Genomic DNA, 309 nt, shown 5'->3' on the forward strand with positions numbered 1-309 from the left:
TGTGCAGAACGGCGATGTCATCCGGTTATTCCTGAATGACGATCAATTAGAAAAAAAGCCTTTGCCGCCCGCAGTATTTGTCTATGAAGATGATGATCTGATTATCGCCAATAAGCCCGCGGGAATTGAAGTGGACGGCCCCGCCTCGGACACATTGCTTAAGCGTGTACAGGCTACCTTGTCCGCAAACAGCCATTCTGCACAAGCTGTGCTGTGCCATCGCCTGGATACCGGCACCAGTGGTCTTATATTATTAGCCAAAAATAAAGCAGCGGAACATTTTTTGACGGAAGCAATCAAAGCCCGCAA

The 309-nt window shown here is 48.5% G+C and carries 1 protein-coding gene; it reads left to right on the forward strand.

Annotation, left to right across the window (positions count from 1 at the left end; genetic code table 11):
* Positions 1-309: pseudouridine synthase (locus H6B10_RS15980; protein WP_243427437.1), on the forward strand; the 309-nt coding region annotated here is incomplete at both ends.

The sequence above is a fragment of the Gemmiger formicilis genome (assembly GCF_016901605.1).
Lineage (GTDB): Bacteria > Bacillota > Clostridia > Oscillospirales > Ruminococcaceae > Gemmiger > Gemmiger formicilis_B.